Source organism: Acinetobacter sp. Swhac1, assembly GCF_013390985.1.
GTDB lineage: Bacteria > Pseudomonadota > Gammaproteobacteria > Pseudomonadales > Moraxellaceae > Acinetobacter > Acinetobacter towneri.
Window position 1 is genome coordinate 152,204 of the sequence record NZ_JACASN010000001.1, and the last position, 23,070, is coordinate 175,273.

General features: G+C 41.2%; 22 protein-coding genes. 10 read left to right on the plus strand and 12 right to left on the minus strand.

Going from position 1 to position 23,070, the window contains the following annotated elements:
- The first annotated feature begins 3 nt into the window (after nucleotides 1–3).
- On the plus strand, nucleotides 4–3,615 hold the full coding sequence (locus tag HX743_RS00730) for an AAA family ATPase (RefSeq protein ID WP_178318245.1): 3,612 nt from the start codon (nucleotides 4–6) through the stop codon (nucleotides 3,613–3,615).
- A 139-nt stretch (nucleotides 3,616–3,754) separates the two neighbouring features.
- On the plus strand, nucleotides 3,755–4,030 hold the full coding sequence (locus tag HX743_RS00735) for a hypothetical protein (protein ID WP_104852403.1): 276 nt from the start codon (nucleotides 3,755–3,757) through the stop codon (nucleotides 4,028–4,030).
- A gap of 360 nt (nucleotides 4,031–4,390) precedes the next feature.
- Here the strand turns inward: HX743_RS00735 and HX743_RS00740 are convergent, their stop codons facing one another.
- Nucleotides 4,391–5,080: a YggS family pyridoxal phosphate-dependent enzyme gene (locus HX743_RS00740; protein ID WP_167846204.1), complete on the minus strand. Its 690-nt coding sequence runs from the start codon at nucleotides 5,078–5,080 to the stop codon at nucleotides 4,391–4,393.
- Nucleotides 5,081–5,204: 124 nt separating this feature from the next.
- On the opposite strand from HX743_RS00740, the gene HX743_RS00745 reads away from it, so the two are divergent.
- Entirely contained in the window at nucleotides 5,205–6,242 is a 1,038-nt protein-coding gene (locus HX743_RS00745; RefSeq protein ID WP_104852405.1) for a type IV pilus twitching motility protein PilT, read from the plus strand.
- Between the two features lie 21 nt (nucleotides 6,243–6,263).
- Nucleotides 6,264–7,382, plus strand: a complete 1,119-nt coding sequence (locus tag HX743_RS00750; RefSeq protein ID WP_104852406.1) for a PilT/PilU family type 4a pilus ATPase — start codon at nucleotides 6,264–6,266, stop codon at nucleotides 7,380–7,382.
- Between the two features lie 72 nt (nucleotides 7,383–7,454).
- Here the strand turns inward: HX743_RS00750 and fur are convergent, their stop codons facing one another.
- Nucleotides 7,455–7,892: a ferric iron uptake transcriptional regulator gene (gene fur, locus HX743_RS00755; RefSeq protein ID WP_004975325.1), complete on the minus strand. Its 438-nt coding sequence runs from the start codon at nucleotides 7,890–7,892 to the stop codon at nucleotides 7,455–7,457.
- A gap of 118 nt (nucleotides 7,893–8,010) precedes the next feature.
- Here fur and HX743_RS00760 point away from each other — a divergent pair, with 118 nt between their 5' ends.
- Nucleotides 8,011–8,409, plus strand: coding sequence for an outer membrane protein assembly factor BamE (locus HX743_RS00760; RefSeq protein ID WP_178318246.1), 399 nt, complete (start codon nucleotides 8,011–8,013; stop codon nucleotides 8,407–8,409).
- Nucleotides 8,410–8,465: 56 nt separating this feature from the next.
- On the opposite strand, the gene HX743_RS00765 is transcribed toward HX743_RS00760, so the two are convergent.
- The 10 genes from HX743_RS00765 to HX743_RS00810 form a co-directional block, all read right to left on the minus strand.
- Nucleotides 8,466–8,786, minus strand: coding sequence for an RnfH family protein (locus tag HX743_RS00765; protein WP_096902265.1), 321 nt, complete (start codon nucleotides 8,784–8,786; stop codon nucleotides 8,466–8,468).
- Nucleotides 8,783–9,868 (minus strand): hypothetical protein, encoded by a 1,086-nt coding sequence (locus HX743_RS00770; RefSeq protein WP_096902264.1) that lies wholly within the window; start codon nucleotides 9,866–9,868, stop codon nucleotides 8,783–8,785. The genes HX743_RS00765 and HX743_RS00770 overlap by 4 nt, the downstream gene beginning before the upstream one ends.
- Before the next feature lie 147 nt (nucleotides 9,869–10,015).
- On the minus strand, nucleotides 10,016–10,471 hold the full coding sequence (locus HX743_RS00775; protein ID WP_178318247.1) for a bacteriohemerythrin: 456 nt from the start codon (nucleotides 10,469–10,471) through the stop codon (nucleotides 10,016–10,018).
- A 263-nt stretch (nucleotides 10,472–10,734) separates the two neighbouring features.
- Complete coding sequence (locus HX743_RS00780; protein WP_178318248.1) at nucleotides 10,735–11,583, minus strand: class II glutamine amidotransferase; 849 nt, start codon at nucleotides 11,581–11,583, stop codon at nucleotides 10,735–10,737.
- Between the two features lie 149 nt (nucleotides 11,584–11,732).
- Nucleotides 11,733–12,533, minus strand: a complete 801-nt coding sequence (locus HX743_RS00785; RefSeq protein ID WP_178318286.1) for a GNAT family N-acetyltransferase — start codon at nucleotides 12,531–12,533, stop codon at nucleotides 11,733–11,735.
- A gap of 213 nt (nucleotides 12,534–12,746) precedes the next feature.
- Nucleotides 12,747–13,652, minus strand: coding sequence for an acetylglutamate kinase (gene argB / locus HX743_RS00790; RefSeq protein WP_168418240.1), 906 nt, complete (start codon nucleotides 13,650–13,652; stop codon nucleotides 12,747–12,749).
- Between the two features lie 10 nt (nucleotides 13,653–13,662).
- Nucleotides 13,663–15,105 carry a phosphomannomutase/phosphoglucomutase gene (locus tag HX743_RS00795; RefSeq protein WP_178318249.1) on the minus strand — a complete coding sequence of 481 codons (1,443 nt, stop codon included), beginning with the start codon at nucleotides 15,103–15,105 and terminating at the stop codon, nucleotides 13,663–13,665.
- Nucleotides 15,106–15,326: 221 nt separating this feature from the next.
- Nucleotides 15,327–15,779 carry a dUTP diphosphatase gene (gene dut / locus HX743_RS00800; protein WP_178318250.1) on the minus strand — a complete coding sequence of 151 codons (453 nt, stop codon included), beginning with the start codon at nucleotides 15,777–15,779 and terminating at the stop codon, nucleotides 15,327–15,329.
- Nucleotides 15,780–15,869: 90 nt separating this feature from the next.
- Nucleotides 15,870–17,909, minus strand: coding sequence for a UvrD-helicase domain-containing protein (locus HX743_RS00805; RefSeq protein ID WP_178318251.1), 2,040 nt, complete (start codon nucleotides 17,907–17,909; stop codon nucleotides 15,870–15,872).
- A gap of 169 nt (nucleotides 17,910–18,078) precedes the next feature.
- On the minus strand, nucleotides 18,079–18,732 hold the full coding sequence (locus HX743_RS00810) for an OmpA family protein (protein ID WP_178318252.1): 654 nt from the start codon (nucleotides 18,730–18,732) through the stop codon (nucleotides 18,079–18,081).
- Nucleotides 18,733–18,988: 256 nt separating this feature from the next.
- Between HX743_RS00810 and HX743_RS00815 the strand changes: the two genes are divergently transcribed.
- From HX743_RS00815 to minE, 5 genes are all read left to right on the plus strand, one after another.
- A complete protein-coding gene (locus HX743_RS00815) occupies nucleotides 18,989–19,915 on the plus strand; it encodes an acyltransferase (protein WP_096902695.1) in 927 nt (308 codons plus the stop codon).
- Nucleotides 19,916–19,930: 15 nt separating this feature from the next.
- The gene (locus tag HX743_RS00820; RefSeq protein WP_004975298.1) at nucleotides 19,931–20,989 is read left to right on the plus strand and encodes a hypothetical protein; all 1,059 of its coding nucleotides are present in this window, start codon (nucleotides 19,931–19,933) and stop codon (nucleotides 20,987–20,989) included.
- A gap of 143 nt (nucleotides 20,990–21,132) precedes the next feature.
- Nucleotides 21,133–21,858, plus strand: a complete 726-nt coding sequence (gene minC / locus HX743_RS00825; protein WP_178318253.1) for a septum site-determining protein MinC — start codon at nucleotides 21,133–21,135, stop codon at nucleotides 21,856–21,858.
- 69 nt (nucleotides 21,859–21,927) lie between these two features.
- On the plus strand, nucleotides 21,928–22,740 hold the full coding sequence (gene minD, locus HX743_RS00830; protein WP_096902697.1) for a septum site-determining protein MinD: 813 nt from the start codon (nucleotides 21,928–21,930) through the stop codon (nucleotides 22,738–22,740).
- 2 nt (nucleotides 22,741–22,742) lie between these two features.
- The gene (minE, locus tag HX743_RS00835) at nucleotides 22,743–23,015 is read left to right on the plus strand and encodes a cell division topological specificity factor MinE (RefSeq protein ID WP_096902698.1); all 273 of its coding nucleotides are present in this window, start codon (nucleotides 22,743–22,745) and stop codon (nucleotides 23,013–23,015) included.
- The last annotated feature ends 55 nt before the right edge of the window (nucleotides 23,016–23,070 follow it).

Genomic DNA, 23,070 nt, shown 5'->3' on the forward strand with positions numbered 1-23,070 from the left:
GCCATGAAAATTTTACGTTTAAGTTTAAATAATTTGGCATCTTTGGCAGGCACTCATGTCATCAATTTTGAAGATGAGCCATTAGCACAGGCAGGTTTAATTGCAATTACGGGCAAAACGGGTGCAGGTAAATCGACTTTGCTGGATGCCATGTGTTTGGCACTTTATGATGAAATTCCACGTTTAAGAGGTGCTACAGGCAGTCTGACCGATACCGCAGGCAAAGAAATTTCCTTAAAAGACTCTAAACATATTTTACGTCGTGGTACGACTTCTGGCTTTGCAGAACTTGAATTTATCGCGCTCGATCAAAAACGCTATTCGGCACGTTGGCAAATTCGTCGTGCGCACAACAAAGTGGATGGCAACTTAAAAGTTGAACGTGCCATTACCTGTCTAGATGAGCAACGGGTTTTAAATCAAAGAATTTCTGAAGCTACGCCAATTGTAGAGCAGTTAATTGGCTTGAGCTTTGAGCAGTTCACTCGAGCAGTATTATTGGCACAATCGGAAGTCGGGGCATTTCTAAAAGCCAAAGACCATGAACGGGCAGATTTGCTTGAATATTTAACCAATTCGCAAATTTTTACCGAAGTCAGTAAACGTGCAGCCGTTAAATTTAGTGAAATTAAACAAAAGCGAACAGATCTTGAAAATGTCATGGGGCATGTGGTGCTCCTCAGCGATGAAACACTAAAAGACTTAGAAACCCAACAACATGACCTAAGTCAACAATTAGCTTTGCTGACCCAAACCGAAAAACTGTATGAAAATGATGTGAAATGGCACAAAGATTGCCATGAACTCTATGCCAGCACCCAAGCTAAAAAAGAAATATATGATGTTCAAGTCGATGCCGATCTTAAACTCGCCTCTCAAAAACAATTGCTCAAACATTTAGATGAATTTCAAACCATCCGCGAGCAATTTGTCTTGCGTCAGCAAGCAGATACCGAGCTAAAAAATCTGAATCATCAGCTTTTGAAATTTGAACCAAACTTGCAACAAGCGGAATACGCACAACAGCAAGCGATTAGTCAGCAACAGCAAGCGGAAAAAGACCTTCAGGCATGGCAGCAGCATGTTGAACAATTGAAACCACAACTTGAAATTGCGGCACAGTTACAACATGAAATTTCTAGCAAACTTCAACAATATACCGCTTTGGATGCTGCACAAAAATTATTTGCAGAGCAGCAAATTCAGCCTGTGCAAAATAATTTGAAGCAACTGACGACTCAACTTGCAACCGAGCAACAACAACAGCAACATTTACAACAGCAATTCAAACAGACTGCGGCATGGGCAAATTTTGATGATAATTTAGCCCTTACGTTGCAACGTCTGCAAGATTATTTGCAGCTTGAACAGCAGCTACGTCAGCAAAACCCTACGCTGTTCCAATCTGCATTAGATACTTTAATTGAGCAACAACAACATACACAGCAACAACTGTTGGTTTGGGAAAAACAATATCAACATCCTGAACAACTTGAGCAGCAACTCACGGCAGAGCAACAGCAATTACAACATGCTTTAAAGAGTGTGCATGTTTTAGAGCGCTTGCAACAGGCACTTGAACAATGGCAACAACAGACCACCCTATTTGAGCAGTTACAACAGCGTCAGCAAGAAACTTTAAGTCTGCAACAGCAGACACAGACTCAAATTCAAACCCAACAGCAGCAAGTGCAAATTACTGAACAAGCCTTGCAACAATTACAGCAGATCTTTGAACAGCAGCGTTTATTGCAGCATCAAAGTGTGCAGGATTTACGTGCCCAATTAAAACCGAATGAAGCCTGTATGGTCTGCGGCAGCCATGAACATCCGTTTATTCAGCATGAAAATTTACTCAGTGACGCTTTAAACCAATTGCAGGATCAGCAATTGCAGCAGGCCAAAACTGAATTTGAGCATGCGCAAAAACAGCTACAACAATTGGAGCGTGCTCGCAGTCAATACGATGCAACTTATCATCAACAACAACAACGCAGTCTTGAACTGCAACAGCAACTTGAACAACAACAGACATTGGTGCAACAGCTTGCAACATCCTTATCTTTAGATTTGGATGCAGCGCTGCCTGTTGCAAAGCAAATTGAACACGTACAGCAACATTGGGCAACAACACATCAATCCACTCAACACTTGCAGCAGAGTATTCAACAAGCAAACGATACCCTGAAACAATGGCGCAGTGCTGCACAGCAGGCAGAACAACTCAAATATGCTATTCAACAACGCCAAGACCTCGCTCAGCGTTTACAGCCTATTTTGTCGCTTTTAGATGCAGAACAAAGACACGCTTGGCTCAATCAACCGATTGAATACTATCAAAATGCCTTACAACAGTTAGAGCAACGTCATCACTTGCAGCAGCAGCAAGTTCAACTGAGCAAAACGATTGAACAACTGACTCAACAACAGCAGCAAGTGCAAGAAAAGTTGCTATTTTTACAACAGCAACATGCAGAGAAAACCCTACAACTGCAGCAGATTAAAACTGCAGGAAGTGAGCTGCGTGATCAAATTAAGCAGCTTACAAGAACTCATGCGGGATGTGAATATCAGACCTATCAAGAATGGCAGCAGGCTTTAGATCAGCAACAACAGCAACTCAATCTTGCACTTAGCACACAACGAACTGTACTTAATCAAGCAGAACAGGTGTTAAAAGACTTACAACTGCAAAAACATGGTTTGGATAGTAGAATTCAACAGCGCATGCAGCAACACACTGAATGTCAGCAACACATTGCAACGTGGCAAGCGACACACACGCATTTTCAAGCCAGCATCATTGATAAATGTTTACAGATTTCTTATGCCGAACATCAGCAAATACGCAACATGCTGCAGCAACAACAAAACAGTTTGGAGAGTGCTAAAACGGCTTGGCAAACATTGGAAGAGCAATATCAAAAACACTTAAAGCAACAGCCACAACTGAGTTTTGACGAGGTCACCACGCAACTGGCAGCGCTGCAAACAGACAAAGCCAAACAACAGCAAAACTATAATGAGATTGAGGCACAGCTACGCCTGAATAGCACCAATCAAGGGATTTTTGCTACCTATCAAACTCAAATTGAAAGTATCAAAGCTGAAGAATACCGCTGGGGACGTATTTACGATTTAATTGGGCATAAAGAAGGTACGAAATTTAAGAAAATTGCTCAAGAACATCACTTGGATATTTTGGTGGAATACGCCAATCAGCAATTGCTGCCACTGAGTTCGCGTTATCAGTTGCATCGTATTCCTGACAGTTTGGGGTTGGCGATTATTGATTTAGATATGAACAGTGAAATTCGCCCTGTTCTGTCTTTATCGGGTGGCGAAACCTTTTTGGTTTCTTTAGCTTTGGCACTAGCAATTGCCAATATGGCATCTGGCTCAATGAAACTGGAATCGCTATTTATTGATGAAGGCTTTGGCACTCTCGACCCGACTTCCTTGCACATGGTGATGAATGCCTTAGACCATCTGCAAAGTCAGGGACGTAAAGTGGTGCTGATTTCGCATATTCAGGAAATGCACGAACGAATTCCTGTGCAAATTCAAGTCAAACCAGTGGGTGCAGGGGCAAGTGAAGTCAATGTGGTGGGTTAAAGCCAATACTGCCTAAAATCTGAAGATTATTTGTCGATTGAAGAATTATTGAAATGACTGTGAGATTTCAGATTTTAGGCTTCCATGAAGTTGTATTGAATTTATTTTAAAATCACCCACACTTTAAGTACTTAATTTTATGGATATAAAAACGATTGTTCTCTTTGCTGTATTGCCCAGTTTAAGTATTATTTTTCTCACATGGTTAATACGTTTCCCTAAACCTTGGGTTTTTAAAGCGGTTTTAATTTTTGAAATCATTCTCACCGTCTGCACTTTAGTCATTGAGTTGGATGCAAGAAAAACACCTGGAAATAGCGGTTGGATCATCATTTTCACAGGCTTCTTTCAGTTCTGTTTTTTGCTATTTTTACTGATTGCCCGTATTCGAATCTGGATAGAAAATAAATCTTGAATGTCTACTTCACCTATTTACTGGACGGAAGTGGCGCTTTCTAAAAATAGTGAAGGTTATTAAAAATAATCTACACAAGCCAAAACTTTGACAGCTTTACAGCATACATAACTAAAAAAGCCTCGACATCCTGTCGAGGCTTTCTAGATTCAGTTTTTGGTATAACTCCTGTCGTACCAAGCACTTCCGTGTTGTTCTATTTCTTATTCTTCTTATTTAGGAAACTCCCTGTTTCCCGATAAGTTCATATTAAGAAAAACCAGCCTTCAGCACTAGCCGCAAAATTCCGCATTTCATGTCAGCTAAAACGTACAAGATAGCATTTGTAAAATCTTGGCAGACTCTTTGTTCATCTAGTAATTAAGCCTTGGAATAGTCACGTGCACCAAATAATGCTGTCCCAATCCGCACCATGGTTGAACCTGCTGCAATTGCAGCATTTAAATCGCCCGACATGCCCATACTCAAAGTATCCCAATCTTCAGGTTGTGCATGTTGTGCTTTCACTGCATCAAACAATTGTTTGGCATCTTGAAAAGCTTGAGGATGATCAGGTGCAGGAATCACCATCAAACCGCGTAGTTTTAAATGCGGTAATTGGCTGATCTGTCGGACTAATTCTGCAACTTCGCTCGGCTGACAACCATCCTTCGTGTCTTGCGCATCAATATTTACTTGTAAACAAATATTCAGGGGCACTTGTTGAGCATCGCGCTGATTCGATAAACGCTCGGCAATAATCAAACGATCTACCCCATGCACCCATGCAAATTTTTCTGCCAAATGTTTGGTTTTATTGCGCTGCACATGCCCAATAAAGTGCCATTCAATTTCTAAATCACTCAGGGCCTGCATTTTATCCAAAGCTTCTTGCAAATAATTTTCGCCAAAAGCGCGCTGCCCTGTCACATACATTTCACGCAAGGCTTCACTCGGATGAGTCTTAGACACTGCCAACAATTGCACCGTATTTGGCTCGCGCTGTGCCAACTGGCATGCCTGTTGAATTTGTTGCAAAACCTGAGTGCGCATAAGCTGCAGATTATTCATTGATGCATTTCTCATTTCATTCATCTTTTTTTACCTTGTCCAGCAACTAACAGTTGGTTAAGCTGATGGAAAGCCGTATTATTCTATCAAAATAATTAAGATTTAATTGATCTCGGGGACTTTCATGGATATTACAGAATTATTGGCGTTCTCCGCTAAAAACGGCGCTTCGGATTTACACTTATCTGCGGGCATGCCACCACTGATTCGTGTGGATGGTGAAGTTCGTCGAATTAACTTACCAGCATTAGAACATAAAGAAGTACACAAATTAGTGTACGACATTATGAATGATAAACAACGTCGTGATTATGAAGAAAATCTAGAAACGGACTTTTCTTTTGAAGTCCCAGACGTGGCTCGTTTCCGTGTGAACGCATTTAACCAAAACCGTGGTGCAGGTGCAGTATTCCGTACCATTCCTTCTAAAGTTTTGACCCTTGAAGATTTAGGCATGGGACAAATCTTTAAAGATATTTGTGAATATCCACGTGGTTTGGTATTGGTGACAGGCCCAACGGGTTCAGGTAAATCAACCACACTTGCCGCGATGATTGACTTTATTAATGACAATCGCTACGACCATATTCTGACCGTCGAAGACCCAATCGAATTTGTACACCAATCTAAAAAATGTTTGGTTAACCAACGAGAAGTACACCGTGATACGCATGGCTTTAACGAAGCATTACGTTCGGCACTGCGTGAAGACCCTGACATTATTCTAGTGGGTGAGATGCGTGACTTAGAAACCATTCGTTTGGCACTGACTGCTGCTGAAACGGGTCACTTGGTATTTGGTACGCTACACACCACCTCTGCAGCAAAAACCATTGACCGTGTGATTGACGTATTCCCTGCCGAAGAAAAAGACATGGTACGTGCCATGTTGTCTGAATCTTTACAAGCCGTCATTTCACAATCCCTGCTCAAGAAAAATGGTGGTGGTCGTGTAGCTGCGCATGAAATCATGATTGGTATTCCTGCAGTGCGTAACCTGATTCGTGAAAACAAAGTAGCTCAAATGTACTCGGCAATTCAGACTGGTGCCAACTACGGTATGACCACCCTTGACCAGAGTTTGAAAAACTTGGTATCGCGCGGTGTGATTAGCCCACAAACGGCTCGTACGGTTGCAAAACAGCCTGAATCATTCTTATAAGTTTAAAATTCGAGATACGCGATGGACTTTAATGATTTACTGAATTTAATGATTCAGCAAAAAGCGTCTGACTTGTTTATTACAGCCGATGTTGAACCTTCCATGAAAATTCATGGACAAATTGTGCCTGTAGCCAAAAGTAAACTTACAGGTGAAATTGTCGGTCAGCTGCTTAACTCAATTATGAGTGAAAAACAGCGCAAGGAATTTGCCGAAACCCGTGAATGTAACTTTGCGATTACCAACCGTGAAAAAACAGCACGTTTCCGTGTCAGCGCATTCCAACAACGTGATGAGCCGGGCATGGTACTCCGTCGGATTGAAACCAAAATCCCGACCATGGATGACTTGAAACTGCCACCTATTCTCAAAGATTTGGCGATGACCAAACGTGGCATCATCATTTTTGTAGGTGCGACTGGTACAGGTAAATCGACTTCTTTGGCGTCTATTATTGGTTACCGCAACCAAAACTCCAAAGGTCATATCATTACCATTGAAGACCCGATTGAATTTGTGCATGAACATGCAGGCTGTATTATTACCCAGCGTGAAGTCGGAATTGATACTGACTCCTTTGAAATCGCCTTAAAAAATACTTTGCGTCAAGCGCCTGATGTAATTCTGATTGGTGAGATTCGTTCCCGCGAAACCATGGATTATGCAATTGCCTTTGCCGAAACAGGTCACTTGGTATTTGCCACCCTACACGCCAACAACGCTAACCAAGCAATTGACCGTATTATTCACTTCTTTGAAGCAGACCGTCATAACCAGTTGTTCATGGATTTATCGCTAAACCTGAAAGCAATTGTGGCACAGCAATTAATTCCAACCATAGATGGCAACTCACGTCGTGCTGCGATTGAAATTTTAATTAACTCACCACTGATTGCAGATTTAATCCGTAAAGGTGATGTGCACGAAATTAAAGACCTGATGAAGCGTTCACGTGAGTTGGGTATGCAAACCTTTGACCAAGCGTTATACGATCTTTATAAAGCCAAACAAATTAGCTACAAAGATGCACTTAAACACGCCGACTCGCCAAACGATTTGCGTCTACAAATCAAACTTGCAGAAGAAGGTGGCGAGCGCTTGTTACATGCAACTTCGAATATTACCTTCGATGGGCAATAACATCACAACAACGCTTAAACACAAACAAAATAGGCTTCCATACGGAAGCCTATTTTTTATGCTTACAGCAAATTATTTCTTGCGTAAGGCTTCACGACATTCTGGCGCATCACAATAACCATATAAATTCAGCGAGTGCCCTGTGAGCTCAAAACCAAATTTTTCAGCTACATCATGCTGTTCTTTTTCAATGGTATCGTTAATAAATTCAACCACTTTGCTACAGTTCAAGCAAACCAAGTGGTCGTGGTGATCTTCCTGCATAATTTCAAACACAGAATGATTGTTCTCAAAATTATGACGCTCAATAATGCCTGCAGCTTCAAACTGTGTTAACACACGATACACAGTTGCTAAACCCACATCTTCACCCTGATCGAGTAAAGTTTTGTAGATATCTTCTGCACTTAAATGATGTTGTTTTGAATTTTCTAATAATTCTAAGATTTTAATTCGTGGAAGGGTAACTTTAAGTCCAGCTTTGCGTAATTCTTGATTTGAAATAGGCATGAAAAAAGGTCTCTCAACAAAATTAAAGTTGGAATATGCAACAAAGTTAAGATGCAGTATGATCTAACACTGGATCAAGATCAAATGCATCATAATTAATTTGGGATAGTGTAGCAAAATGCAAAAAATCATGTTGACGTTATTGGTCACTTCACTGCTCGCAGGCTGTTCGACCTTGGGCGTTTATAAAGTCGATATTCCACAGGGTACACCATTAACCCAAGCTCAAGCGTCTAAAGTCCAAGTCGGTATGAGTCATCAACAAGTCCGCTTTTTGCTGGGCAGTCCAACCATCGCCGATCCGATGAATCCATTACGTTGGGACTACATTTACAACTATATCCCAGGAACTTATGCTAAAAAAGCCAAGATCCCTGCCGCGCATGGTCAGCATTTGAAAATCTTTTTCAATCCAAATGGTATTGTAGAAAAAGTTGAAGGCTTGGAAACGATTCCAGAATCTCAACCAGGTCTACCAGGATCGAAAGAAGCGATTCTCAACGCGCCACCACTATAGCCGCTTTAGAATAAAAAGAAACCCCTCACTGAAATTCATCTGAGGGGTTTTTTAAATCATTGCAATTGTCTCAAGCGATTGCTTTTGGCATAACGCCCTACTGGGTTCTTTGCGGCACGTTTACGACGAATATCTTTCGGATTAATGGTCAAAGCACGATAAATCTCAACCCGATCACCTGCTTGTAATACATGCTGCGGCTCAACCCGTACGCCAAAAACACCCACCATCAACGGTTCAGGCAATGTCGTTGCTGTCACAAGTCCACTTTGCTGGATTGCATCCAGTACAGTCATACCCTGCTGAAATGCGACTGCCACATGCCATTGTTGTTCTGGTGTGGCATACGCCACCCAAACCTGCGCCACTTGAATCATGCGATCCACTGTCCAATTAACGCCACCATCGCCACTACGATAGATACAGGTAACACCACACGTACCGCAATACGCCAAATGTTATAAAAGGCTTCACTGCTAAAGTTCATGGCTTTACGCAAATGGCTGATTTTCATAATCCAGCCTGCAAAAATTGCGTAAATCAAACAAATAACTAAGCCCCAAAGCAATAAGGCAAAATTAAATACAGGACCAATGGCAGGAATTGCCCAAACCAAAGTTGCTGCAATCAATACAATCCACTGAATCGCAACCGCCATTTGACGTTGTGCCAATTGTTCACGTGCCAATTGCAATAGAACCGCTGCTGCTGCAACAGTTGCCACCACCAAAGCCAACGCTGGAATTTGTGCTTGCACGGCAAAGAATGCAAAAGCAACGACTGCCAATAGCTGTGCAATCCAAATTGGCAATACCGTTGAAGTTGCTGCAGATTGTTGCTGTACTTGCGGCAAACTGGTTTGCCAGTACAAGCCCATGCCTAAACCACTGGCCACCAAAGCCAAAACGGTTGCACTGCCCCATTCACTAAACTCGATTGAGGTGACTTGCCATGCAGGAAGTTCTGAACCCATCACCATTGCTAAAACCAAAGCCGCCACAATAGCAACAGCAGTACACAACAATAAAATTTGACGCGGAACTAATGACAATGCCAGTGCTAAAACAGCCACAATCACAAATAAGACATGACTAGCCAAGTCTGCAGCGGCATATTGATTTAAAATTTGCGCAGCATTAGACAACAAACCGCCTGCTAAAAATGGAATGAACACCACTGCAAGCCAGCCCACCAAACGCCATTTTTGAGAAGCATCGGCATCACGGGTTAAACTTGAAAGTGCTTGTAATGCTGTCGTTTTTGAGCGTTTGGCTAAGGCAATTTCCAAATAAGTAATCGGTAATGCCAAAATCAGCATGGTTGCTAACCACAACAACCAAAAGTCGAGCTGGCGCTCAACCTGAATACCTGTCATTGGTGCGAGTGTGGCAATAATAATGAATGATAAACCAAATGCCATCAGCGGCGATAACCATCGTGACATAGCATTGTCCTGCATGACGCTGTCCTAATAAAAATCTACGGCTATTTTGCCTTTGTCATCAAGGAAAAGCAAAACCTCAAAAAAGAAAAAAGCAAACTATCGTTAGACAGTTTGCTGCGCAAATTTATAATTTTTATTCTTTCATTTTTTATGGCTTCAGACTTATGAGAAGAAACGAGCGAACCAACCTTTACCTTTCTTCTTCTCATTTTCCTTAATAATGCCCATCATATTCTCTTTCACAGCACCAACATAATCGGCATCATCGCGTTGAATATGATTAATTAACCATTTTGATAGGACTTCATGCAATTCGCCTTCAATGGATTGTCCCATTTCAAAACGATCGCGATAAGACTCAATTTTTTTAATGAATAAATCATGCACACGTTTATGTGGTACGCGGTAATTATAGCCAGCTTCTTCTTGTAATGATTCTTCAAAGGTAAAATGTGACTGGGTATAGTCAATAATATTATCTAAAATCTGCTTTACACGTGCTCGATCAGTACCATCGTTAATTTCAACAATTTCATTAATATAATCGAGGATACGTTTATGCTGATCGTCAATCACATCAATGCCAGTGTTGTATTCTGGAATCCATTTCATCTTCATACGACCACCTTACAGAAATAAATGATTAATCATACTGTGGAATGGTAGCAGTATTTCCCATAAATAAAAACGAAGCGAATTGGTAGGGATTGGTTTAAATCGCACAAAAACAACACAAGACATTGATTTAAATAAATTTTAACAAAAATACCCGACTAAAAGAATCAATTATTAATTAACCAATTTATACATTTTTATTCTTGATTTAATTGAATTATACAATAATAAAATGAATATTTTTCAACCACACATACCCGTATAAATTAGTATTGATCCGCTTTGGTGATCCGTCTTAATTCAGGATTTAAACGCTCACGTTCCAAACGCGCAATATGTGTCATTTGGGTTTTAATTGGGCGTCCATGTTGAAATAAAATCATTTCACCTGGCTGAAATGCTGTCCATGTTTCATTTTGAGTCAAGGGTTCAGTGGTAATCACTGCCACACAATCCTCTGCTGTAGTGACTTGGCTAAAATCGACCTCAACATCTAAATCAATTAATTGTGCAGGTTGAAATGGATAAGCGCGTACCAACCAATGTAATTTGGTCACTGCATAACTAAATAATGCCTGACCATTGGACAAACAAAAATTAAAAGTGCCATGTTCTGCAATTGTAGGAGAAATTTCGACTAATAGATCAAAAACTTGTGTCAGGCTAGGTTCATCATAACCAAAACGATTTACCAATTGATCTAACAAATAACAAAATGCTCGTTCACTGTCGGTATTGCCCACAGGGGTAAAACGACCTGATAAACGTGGATGAAAGTCATGTAAATCACCATTATGGGCAAAAATCCACTGGCGTCCCCACAACTCACGACTAAACGGATGCGAATTTTCTAAATTAATTTTGCCTTGTGTCGCTTTACGAATATGGGCAATCACATTGCGCGATTTGATGGGATAGTTGCGGATCAATTCTGCAATAGGTGATTCTACTGCAGATTGGTTATCAACAAATAAACGACAAGCTTTATCTTCAAAAAAAGCAATGCCAAAGCCATCAGAATGATCTGAGGTGATTCCTGCGCGCTGCGAAAATCCCCGAAATGAAAAGGTAATATCGGTAGGTGTCGCACAATTCATTCCAAGCAACTGACACATAAGGCCTTATCTTTATACAAATAATGAAATTATCTGATTATTGTGCATCAGCCATGTGGATAATTCAAATCTGAAAAATATAAATAGATTTCTACAGTACCACTTCATAGATATGCAGTGCTGTAGAAATCTCTGCTTAATTATTCTAGTTAAGATGCTTTCACTTTCTTTTGGCGAATAAAATGTTTCGCCATTTGTTTCACATCTAACAAAACAAAATAATCTAGACAGTTAAACTCACGGTCATAAAATGCTTGCTCAGACAGCTTAGCATTCATTTTCAGATAAACATCAAACAGTTTAGGTATTCGTTCATCTTGGCTAAAGCTATGACTTGGACAACTTGGCTCAAACGGCTGCTGTGACTGAATATCGCAGCGTTGATTTTCTGCCAATTGTTGAATCGCTTGATGGGTATGATACGCGCGTGCTTCATTACCTTCCAAACGAATACTGACACAGCCAATCATGTGTTTGGCACGCATTTCCCATAACACTTTAGGCACTAAATTCAGCCATAAAATAGAGAGTGTTTTGCCTGAACGATAACGTGGATGCACACAAGTACGCCCCATTTCGACAATATTCGAGAGATGCCCTAACTCATCTATAATTTTAAACTCGTGCGCACTATAACTGTTGGCTAGCTCATGCCCTTGCCAAAGTTTTAAACGGGTATACGCCACAATTTCACCCGTTGCTTTATCTCTAAGCACAGCATGTTCACAGCTAAAATCATATAAGTCTTGGTCTAACCCTGACGCAAACTCAATGCCAAATTGTTTAGAAAATTGCTGAGCACGAAAGCGTTGTACCTCTTGTAATTGTTTTAAATTTTCGACCCATTCAAACGCATATTGTGTGGCTTTGCTATTTTTTTTCTGTGCTTTGCCAACTTTGCTTAATGGAAAACTTAATTGTTGACGGTATTGATTTAATTTTTGCAGCATCATAGATACCTCGTGTTTTCTCTTACACTAGGACAGCTGCATGACACTATGATGACTGATTTTTAGCAGAACTCTGTTTTACTCAAATCAGCCTGATTCGGCATTTAAAATCAACAAATGACTATTGTACGGCATAAAAAAAGAGCCTCCTTTGAAGCTCTTTTCAATCTTTTGCAGACTTAGCACAATGTGCAAACCCACTCAAATGAACTATTACTTACGTGCCTGCACTCGGTTGGTAATTAAAGTACCAACTCCATGATCGGTAAAGATTTCCAGTAAGGTTGCATGCGGCACACGACCATCTACAATATGTGCGCTGATTACACCGCCTTTGACTGCATCCAATGCACAGCCAACTTTAGGAATCATACCGCCATAGATCACACCAGTATCAATCAAACGATCCACTTCCTGCGTAGTCAAACCGGTCAATAAGTTTTTATTTTCATCTAGCACACCAGTAATATTGGTGAGTAGAATCAGTTTTTCTGCACCTAATGCTTCTGCAACTTTACCAGCCACCAAGTCGGCATTGATGTTATAGGTATTGCCTGTATCATCGACACCTAAAGGTGCTATGACAGGAATAAAGTCGCTGCTGGTAAACATTTCTAAAACGTCAGTTTTTACCCCAACCACTTCACCGACTAAACCAAGGTCAATCTGCTCGACTTCGCCTGTTTCGGTGGTTTTTTGCATCAATAATTTTTGTGCACGAATCAAATTACCATCTTTACCTGTCAAACCAATGGCGCGACCACCATGTTGGTTAATCAGATTCACAATGGACTTGTTCACACTACCACCGAGCACCATTTCCACCACTTCCATGGTAGCAGGATCGGTCACACGCATGCCGTCAATACGGTCAGACTCGCGTCCCAATTGCTTAAGCATAGAATCTACTTGTGGGCCGCCACCATGCACGACAATCGGGTTTAATCCGACTGTTTTAAGCAGCACAATGTCACGTGCAAAAGAACTTTCCAGCTCAGGATCAGTCATGGCATTGCCGCCATACTTTACAACAAGGGTCTTGCCCGCAAAACGTTGAATATACGGCAAAGCTTCGGTCAAAATTTGTGCTTTGTCGATACCAGTCTGTTGATGTGGCATTCGCCTCTCCTTATTGAGCATCTAGAATGTCTTGGGCGATTTCAGGGTATCGCTCACTTAACATGGAAACAAATGTATCGCGAATATCATTCAGTCGTGATGGATTATCGGCATCAAAACGCACCGTAAAATATTCGCCTGTATTGGATGCTCGAATAATGCCAAATCCATCTTCAAAATCAAGTCTTACACCATCTATTTTACTTAATTCTGCACCACTGCGATGGCTAGAACTTTCAACATCATTTAAAACCATACTCGGTTCAATATTACGTGTGCTGATATAAGTGTCTTCAGTGCAGCAACGCTCAGGGTATTTCTGCATCAGTGCTGAAAGACTGCTGTAAGAACTGTGGCTTAAATATTCCAGCACGCGCAAGGCGGCGTAAATACCATCGTCATAGCCAAAACCACGTCCATCATTAAATACATAATGTCCCGCGTATTCGCCACCAAACACTGCTTTGTTTTGTGACTGAGCCAAATAACGACGTAAGAAGGTGCTACCTGTACGAATCATCACTGGTTCGCCACCCAAATCACGTACCGTTTTGCGTACCATGGTGGAGCATTTTACATCAAATACCACTTGATGCTGAGGATGGGTTTTTAAGCACATTTCTGCAAATAAGGACAACAAGCGATCGGCAGAAAGCACATTTGCACGTTCATCCAACAAGACGACACGGTCACCATCGCCATCTAAAGCAATGCCAATGTCTGCCTGATGTTCACGCACCGCATTTTTTAAATGCTGCAAGTGTTTTTCTTGAGATGGATCGGGTGCATGCTCTGGAAAATGACCATTGGCTTCGCAGCGTAAAGCAATCACCTCACAACCCATCTTTTGCAACACCAGAGCAGCACAATGCCCAGCCGAGCCATACATCCCATCCAACACAACTTTATAAGTGCGTGCCAGATGCAGGTCTTGCAACATCGCATTTTGATATTGCTGACACGCATCTTCAATAAATTCATGAGAGATATTGTCAGCTTGTTGTAATTCAAGGAATGTTGTTGCATCGGTATTTAAATAATGTGGTGCTGCATCGTGTGCCACTTGTTGAATCATTTCAGGGCTGGGCGGTTCGCCCTGTACTATCCATTTAATGCCGTTGTCTGATTTTGGATTATGACTGGCCGTAAGCATAATGCCATTGCCTGCCGTAAGTCGTGCCATAAAATACAGCATAGGGCTAGAACAACAACCCACCATCTTTACTTGAAATTGATGGGCAAGAAAGACTTGGCGCACAATTTCAGCATAAGCAGGACTATTTAAACGCGCATCATAACCAATACTAATTTGAGTTTGCTGTTGTTGTTGATATTGTTGTACCAATCCTTGTGCAATCGCGTTTATCAATTTCACAGTCAGCACAGTTTCTTTACCACGTATGTCGTAAGCGCGAAAAATATGCTGTGGAAAAAGTGTTTGTGGATTGTTCATAGGCTTACAACTACAAAGATGAGCCAACATAAAATAAATAAATCTTGGCTCTATAAATTTTAAAAAATTCTAATCAGACTTTTTAAAGTAAGAATTATCGTCTCAAATCATCAAGCAATATGCTTGTCATTATTATTACATCTTTCGTTACTTTTCAAGAATTGTTGGTAAGGTTTCAGGTAAAACCTTACCAAACGATTTAGGCTAAAACCTCAGTAAACTCAGTTTTTACCCGTATGCCCAAAACCACCTGCACCACGTTCAGTGGCGACAAATTCATCTACCTCTTCAAACTCAGCCTGCACCACAGGTACCAAAACGTATTGCGCTAAACGCTCACCAGGTTCTAGACTAAATGCAGTTTGGCTACGGTTCCAAACCGAAACCATCAACTCACCCTGATAATCTGAATCAATCAAACCCACCAAGTTACCTAACACGATGCCATGTTTGTGACCCAAGCCTGAACGCGGCAAAATCATGCCTGCAAAACCTGTATCTTGAATATAAATCGCTAAACCTGTTTTGACCAATACAGTTTGACCTGGCTCAATCACGGTGCTGCTGTCTACACAAGCACGTAAGTCCAAACCTGCCGAACCTGCGGTTGCATAAGTTGGCATTGGCCATTCTGTGCCTAAACGTGAATCTAAGACTTTAACTTGAACTTTCATGAAGTTTATCCTGCTTTTAAATTTTCAATGTGCTTTCGATTTTCGATGTGCCATTTGATGCTGTACTTGCATCAACACCCCCTGTGTTTTTCAGCGCTTAATCAGGGCACGTAAATTTTCCAAATAATGCTGTGCCTGTAATTTCGGATCGACATCACCGGCTAACTTTTTCTTACGTCCGAGCCATTCCAATTCATCTTGTGGTAATTCATCCAAAAAACGACTTGGGGTCATTTGTTTCATTTGCCCGCCCGCTTTGCGCTGTTCTGCCAAAGTAATGGTTAAGCCCTGACGTGCACGAGTAATCCCCACGTACATCAAACGGCGTTCTTCCTCGACAGTATCTGCCACAATCGAGTTTTTATGCGGTAAAAGCTCTTCTTCCAAACCAATCAAATACACGTACGGAAATTCCAAGCCTTTGGACGCATGCAGGGTCAATAAATTGACTTTATCAGTGTCTTCTTCTTCCTGTTGCTGTTCGAGCATATCGAGCAGCACCATTTTACGAATCACGCTTTCAATATTCTTTTCATCGACATCTTCAGCACGGTTAATCAAACTTTGGATGCTGCTATACAGCACTTCAATATTATCTAGCTTGGTTTTTTCCTGCGCAGGGGTGGCTGCTTGCTCTTTAATGTAGTCGATATAACCTGCTTCGAGCATCATTTGACGGATGATTGGCACAGGCTCATCATCTTCCAATAAATTACGGGTAAAATTACCAATAAAATCTGCAAACTCTGCCAACTGTGTCGTGGCTTTTTTCGGAATTGCCATCGTCAGGCGCTGATCACCTGCGGCGGCCAATAACGACAAATGGTTTTCCTGTGCAAACAGCCCTAGTTTTTCCAAAGTCACAGGGCCAATCGCACGTTTAGGCGTGTTAATAATGCGTAAGAATGCGCTGTCATCTTCAGGGTTAATAATCAAACGCAAATAACTCATGATGTCTTTGATTTCAGCGCGCGCAAAGAACGATTGACCACCTGAAAGCTTGTACGGAATTTGCATTTGGCGTAATTGGGTTTCCAAAATACGTGCCTGAAAGTTACCACGATACAAAATCGCATAATCTTTCCAGCTTTTACCGTTCATTAACTTATGGGTGAGTAAGTCTTTCACCACGCGTTCTGATTCGTCATCATCGTTACGGCAAGTGATCACCCGAATGACTTCACCATGACCTTTATCTGACCACAGTTTTTTGTCAAAAATATGCGGATTATTACCAATCACGGTATTGGCAGCTTTCAGAATACGGCTGGTCGAGCGATAGTTCTGCTCAAGTTTAATCACTTTTAAATTTGGGAAGTCTTCTTTAAGCAAAGCCATATTTTCTGGCTTGGCACCACGCCATGCGTAAATGGATTGGTCATCATCACCTACTGCGGTGAACTGACCCATCACCCCCACCAGCAATTTCACCAAAATATACTGTGCGGTGTTGGTGTCCTGATACTCGTCGACCAATAAATAGCGAACACGGTTCTGCCATTTATCACGTACTTCAGCATTTTCTTGCAATAAACGAGTTGGCATCACAATCAAATCGTCAAAGTCGACTGCGTTGTAGGCTCGTAAATTACGTTCATAGAGTTGATATAAATGAGCAAACTGAATGTCTTCTGGCGTTTCACAAGTGGTATGTGCCTGCTCTGGTGCAATCAGATCGTTTTTCCAATCTGAAATCATCTTCATGGCTTTGGCAATCAGTTCCTTGCTTTCTGCACCCGACAAATTATCGCGGTGCATTAAATCCATCAGAATACGTTTGCAGTCATCGGCATCCAAAATAGAGAAGTTGGCTTTTAACGGCGTGTGTTTTAATTCAAGACGCAATAAATTCAGACCAAAGGTGTGGAAAGTCGAAACCGATAATCCTTTAGCTTCTTCACGTGACAACAATTTGGTCACACGCTCTTTCATTTCACGTGCTGCTTTGTTGGTAAAAGTCATTGCTGTAATACGATGCGCAGGAATCCCGCAATGCTTAACCAAATAGGCAATTTTTCGGGTAATCACCGAAGTTTTGCCTGAACCCGCCCCTGCAAGCACTAACAAGGGTCCTTGAGTGTATTTCATCGCTTCAAGTTGCTTGTCGTTTAACTGACTTGCCAGTGACATAGTATTTCCTCTATTTCGGTTCGAGCTCGATTATAGTCATCTCCGCCAAAGATGACTAATCTAAAATGCTACTTTAGACGTCATTGTCTATTTGCTGAGTAGACCCTAGAAATTGCTTGCATAAAAAAACCGCCCGAAGGCGGTTCTTTACAATCTATACAATGCCAGATTATTGGATTGCATAAATGCTGATTTCTACACGACGGTTTTGCTCACGACCTTCTGCGGTAGCATTCGATGCGATTGGGTTTGCAGCACCGTGACCTTGTGCATTAATACGTGAAGTTGATACACCACGGCTAGCCAAGTAGTTTGCAACCGATTGTGCACGTGCTTGTGACAATGGAATGTTGATTGAGTCATTACCAGTGCTGTCGGTATAACCAGTCACTAAAATACCGCTCTTGTTATCTTCAGTTAGCGTTTGCGCAACTTTGTTCAGCGTTGTATAGAAGTTAGGTTTGATGTTTGATTTGTTGGTATCAAACGTGATGTTACCAGGCATAACCAAACCAACAGAACCATCTGCATTACGGTTTACTTCTACACCAGTACCCGCCATTTGCTGACGAAGTTGTTTTTCTTTATTGTCAAGATAAACACCCGCAGCAGCACCCACTACAGCACCAATTGCCGCAGCGCGGTTATTTTGTGCGCTTGTATTTGCATTGCCTTTAGAAATACCATAACCCGCAGCAGCACCAATTACTGTGCCTAACGCTGTTTTGTCATATTCCATACCACCAAGGTTGTTACCAGTCGATTGACAACCTGTTAATACCATTGCCCCTACAACTGCTGTCGATATTACTAATGCACGCATGGCATGCCTCCTTACTTGTGTTTTGTTGTACAGGCTGAATATTGAATGAAAAAATATACTTAGACCATTGATTTTTTGTTAATAAAAAAACTTTTACTTACAAATATACATGATCATGTACAAATCTGGGCATAACATCATCACAATTTCTACACACTTTCACTTCTACACTTTTTTATTTTAAAAACAACATTTATAGTGGAGTAATCTACAAATACGTGACGAATTGGACGATTTATCTTCAGGATTGATTTATATGTCATCGCAAGCAAAAAAACAGCCTTTATTAAAAAAAATCACAAAAGGACTCACTGTGGGTACAGTCATTACTGGCAGTACATTTTTTCACGGCCCTCCTGTGTTGGCTTTAGGCTTAACCAAACTGTTCAAGCAGTCAAGTAAGGTCGATGAAGCCAATATTCAAATTACCAACAGTTGGCTCAGTGTAAATAACTGGCTGATTGATCATGTGTTACCCAATACCCAATGGGATATCAGCATTGATGAAAATTTGCAGCTGAGCATGCAAGGTCGTTATCTTATGACCTGTAACCATCAAAGTTGGGTCGATACCACAGTAAATCAATACTTTGGTTTAACCCGCATGCCTTTGACCCGCTTTTTTACCAAGTGGGAGCTGATCTTTATTCCCTTTGTGGGTCAAGCCTTTAAAATTTTAGGCTTCCCAATGATGAAGCGTCACAGCAAAGCACAAATTGCCAAAAAACCTGAGCTGAAAGACCGTGATATGGAAGAAGCACGTAAAGCCTGCCAACAGTTGTTGAGTCAGCCCTTTACCCTGCTCAACTATTTAGAAGGCACTCGCTTTACTCAAGAAAAACATGATCAGCAGCAATCGCCATATCAACATTTATTAAAGCCTAAAGCGGGTGGTTTAGCGCTGGCTTTGAATATTTTGGGCGATCAAATTGATGCTTTGGTGGATATGACCATTGTTTACCCAGATGGTGTACCAGGCTATAGCGAGTTCTGGCTCGGAGAAGTTCCTCGCATTGCGGTAAATTTACGAAAAATCAACATTCCAGACTGGGTCTTGGGTGGTAATTACGAAGATGATGCTGAATACCGTGAGCGTTTCCAGCAATGGGTGCATGAATTATGGTTGGAAAAAGATCAGCTGATTGAATCCATGCAACAAAAACTTGCAGCTCCGACTGCATAACCATTCAGGTACGCCATGAAAAAGTCTGAAGAACCTGTCATCAAATCCTCTTTTCATCCCCTGCGTAAAGATTCATGGGGATGGAAAATTGCCTTGGCTTATGACTTGTTTTTGATGGGTTTAATCATCTTTAACTTGTTCTGTTTAAGTGCCAATGCCATTTTAATGAGTGATTTTGGCGAATGGTTGTTCGATTTTATTCGTCTACCTGAAATTTTACAGTTTTATCGAACAGAATTGCGCCCTTGGGTGGTGATTACCGAAGGCTGGTTTACCACGTTTTTAATTGTAGAGTTGGGCGTGCGTTGGGGTATTGCAATTATTTTCAAACATCATCAGCGTTGGTGGTTTTTCCCGTTTATTCACTGGTATGAAATTCTTGCAATTATTCCGCAATTGCGTTTTTTACGTTTATTACGTGCCATCGCGATTGGTTACAACCTGCATAGCCATGGCTATAAAGTCATTCCAGACAGTTGGTATAAACGCGGCAACTTTTACTACAACTTGCTAATGGAAGAACTGAGTAGCCGTGTGGTGCTCACGGTACTTAATGGTGTGCAACGTGAATTGACCACCAGTACCACTCACAAACAATTTATTGATGATTTGGTCGAGCATCATCGTCAATTACTCGCGATTGCCCTAGCCGATATTTTGCAGGAATCCTTAGGCAAAGAATTACAAATGCAGCGTCACATGATTGCGAAAAATGTCGGGTTGGTGGTGAATCAAGCCATTGAAGATACGCCTGAACTGACGCAATTGCTGCGCCTGATTCCATTGGTCGGTGGACGTATTGAACAGCAAATTCAAAGTATCGGACAGCGATTGGGCGAAAATATCACCCAAGGTTTAATTGAACCTTTTGCACAGCAGCATCAACAAGTACAAAATCCAACTTATCAAATGATTGCTGAAAAAATTAGTCAGATTGAGATTGAACATAATCAGCATATTGATAAATTAGTGGAATCGGCAATATTTGAAAGTTTAGAAGCGATTCGCAAACAAGTAAAAGTTAAACAATGGCAACAAATTTTAAATGAAGGACAACAACACGATATTTCATAAAGGTCTTTCGATAATTTCAGCTAAAACAATGTGAAATATTTTTAGTAACTGAACTAGAGAATTCACCCAATTTGTTCTAGGATTTGCTCTATTTATAAGATGACTTCAACAACCAGCAAAGTTAGAAGTGTTAAGGAATTATTATGGCTGACATACGGATAAAAGGCAGATTGGTCAATGCGATTCGCATTAGCTTAGACACCAATGATCATGATGCGATCCGCCAGCAACTAAGCCCAATGTTGCAAAAATCATTTCCACCAGGGGTTTTGGTGGTCATTGAAAGTTCAGTCGAACAAGAATTGATTGCGCTAATTCAATTGCTAATTAGCCTAGAAGCACAGCCAATTGCTGTGACTGAAGGCATTATGGCAGATCAGGCACGTGCTATTCAGTTCCCTGTCATCCCGCAAGACCATCCATTGCAGGAAGTGAAAGCCACCAAAGAACAAGTGGTTGAAGTAAAACCTGAACCTGCGGCAGAACAGCAACAGACGGAAAATCAAGTCGCTGAAACTGCACCTGCTGTGGCGCATATTACGTCTTATCACGATGAAATTTTGCGTACAGGCCAATGCTTGGTACAACATCAGGGCGACATTATTTTAACCGCAGGCATTAACAGCGGTTCTGAAGTGATTGCTTCAGGAAATATACATATTTATGGTAGTGTACGTGGTAGAGTCATTGCCGGCGCGGGCGGGAATATTGCGGCACGAATTTTCTGTCATTCCCTAGAAGCAGAATTGGTATCTATTGCAGGCACGTATTGCGTGGCGGACGATATTCCTCAGCATGTGACTAAAAAACCTGTGCATATTTACTTAAATGATAACCAAGAGCTTGTATTTGAAGCTCTACAATTTTAATGTATAAATAATCACCAAAAATCCCCGAAAAAATATAGGGGAATTTAAACCATAACAGGAGTGGATTCGGTGGCGAAAATTGTTGTCGTAACATCAGGCAAAGGTGGCGTAGGTAAAACCACTACAAGTGCATCTTTTGCAACAGGTTTAGCCCTACGTGGTCACAAAACTGTTGTTATCGATTTTGACGTGGGTTTACGTAACCTTGACTTAATTATGGGTTGTGAACGTCGCGTTGTTTATGATTTTGTGAATGTATTAAATAATGAAGCGCGTTTACAACAAGCATTAATTCGCGATAAAGATATCGAAAACCTTTATATTCTTCCAGCTTCACAAACCCGTGATAAAGATGCCCTCACCGATGAAGGTGTGGCACGTATTATGGATGAGTTGGCACAAGAGTTTGATTACATTATTTGCGACTCACCTGCAGGGATTGAGCGCGGTGCCATTCTTGCAATGTACCATGCCGATGAAGCGATTATTGTGACTAACCCTGAAATTTCTTCAGTACGTGACTCTGACCGTATTATTGGTATGCTTGACAGCAAAACCAAAAAAGTAGAACAAAATGAAGGTCGTGTGCGTAAGCACTTGTGTATTACACGTTACAACCCAGAACGTGCCGATAAACAAGAAATGCTGACCATTGACGACATTTCTAAAGATATTTTACGTGTACCAACTTTAGGCGTGATTCCTGAATGTAAGAGCGTACTTCAAGCATCTAACGAAGGTAAACCTGTCATTCTGTATAGCGATGCTGCTGCAGGTCAGGCGTATGATGACTTAGTTGCACGTTTCTTGGGTGAAGAACGTCCGTTTCGTCATATTGAAACAAAACCGAAAGGTTGGTTAGCACGGTTATTTGGAGCGTAGACATGGCAGGATTTTGGAGCAAATTATTTAGCGGTGAAGATAAGCCATCTAGCGCACAAACAGCAAAAGATCGCTTAAAAGTGATTGTTGCTTCTGAACAAGGTCTAGGTAAACGCTTAAGCCAAGACAAAATTGATCAGATGAAAAAAGAAATCATGCAAGTGGTAAACCGCTACGTGCGTGGTGTCGATGAACAACATATTCAAATGTCTGTGCGTTCAGAAGCCAATATTGAAATGTTGGAAATGAATATCAATTTGCCTGAAGAGCGATAATCTGAATACTGATTAGTCAAGCAAATTGAATCAGGGCAAAATAACACTAGTTATT